Source organism: Allorhodopirellula heiligendammensis, assembly GCF_007860105.1.
Taxonomy (GTDB): Bacteria; Planctomycetota; Planctomycetia; order Pirellulales; family Pirellulaceae; genus Rhodopirellula; species Rhodopirellula heiligendammensis.
Genome location: NZ_SJPU01000035.1, coordinates 1 through 1,075, shown reverse-complemented (window position 1 = coordinate 1,075; position 1,075 = coordinate 1). Strand labels below are relative to the sequence as shown.

Here is a 1,075-nt window from a genome sequence, read left to right as displayed (position 1 = left end):
ATGTGCCGTACCGAAGGAAGACCACTTGCTGCTCATTGAAGCCTCCAGGCAAGTGCTCGCCGAAACACGTCGCCAGTCTGAATCAAGTGGCTGGAACCGTGCAAGGATAACTGAGGGGACGCCGCCATCATGAATCATGTTGGCCCACCAGGACCAAGAGCGTTCACACCTCGAATAGTCGTTTAATCCAGCTCCTTACCCGTTCGTGTCAGAAGCCGTTGATGCATCCGTGATCGACATCAACCGAGATGGAAACCGGTGCCATTCACCTGCGCCTTTTTTCGGTCGCCACTTACGGGCGAGCGACCGAAAAAAGCCTCCGGCGAACGGCACCTCACCTCCACCAGCGGAAAAAAAATGAAGTAAGACAAAAAAGCAACCCAACACCACTTGTCAAACCTTGGACTTCATAGTCGGCAGCGGTAACGGGGCCGCCGCCAAAGAATTGTGATTTCAAATTCCGCGTCATCGGCGGCTCCCGTTCACCGCATTGTTCTGCCAGCATCCCTTATCGTAGCTGCATTGAATCTGGCCCTCGGACCCGTATCCATTCGGATACATGGAAGCCTTCAGAAAGCAGTCGCTCTACAACCCTCGCGTTGATTTTTTCAGCTTCAGGAATACGCAACAATACACCGGTTACACCACTCTGCCATCGCTGCGGAACAATCTGCGCGTCAGGAACATCCCGCCTGAATGCAGAGACGACGAACACCTGCCAGTCTTGGCCGGGTAGCCGGTAAGTTCCTTCGAGGAATTCCATGTCCTCGTCGAGTACCAAATCGTAGCTTATATCGGCACGCATCATCAAGGCATTAGCTCAGTGCTGAAGATTGCAAGTGAAAGTTGACAACCATAGGGTATGCCATCCTCACATTGATGCTCAAATGTCTTTTGAGCAATCCGTCCGCTACCGCAGTAGGTGTACGACACAAACTTCTTTGGCAGAAAGAATCCATGTAAGTCCAAGGTTTGACGGGTGGGAGCCATTCGTTAAAAAACTGGCGACTCAAACCCGTGATCTGGGCAGCTTGCGGCTGCCCGTCACATTCGCTCCACCCACCAAACACATGGA

The 1,075-nt window shown here is 52.6% G+C and carries 1 protein-coding gene; it reads right to left on the bottom strand.

What is annotated here, in order from left to right; genetic code table 11:
* Positions 1 to 508: 508 nt before the first annotated feature.
* Positions 509 to 811: a hypothetical protein gene (locus Poly21_RS26845; protein ID WP_302120803.1), complete on the bottom strand. Its 303-nt coding sequence runs from the start codon at positions 809 to 811 to the stop codon at positions 509 to 511.
* Positions 812 to 1,075 lie beyond the last annotated feature (264 nt).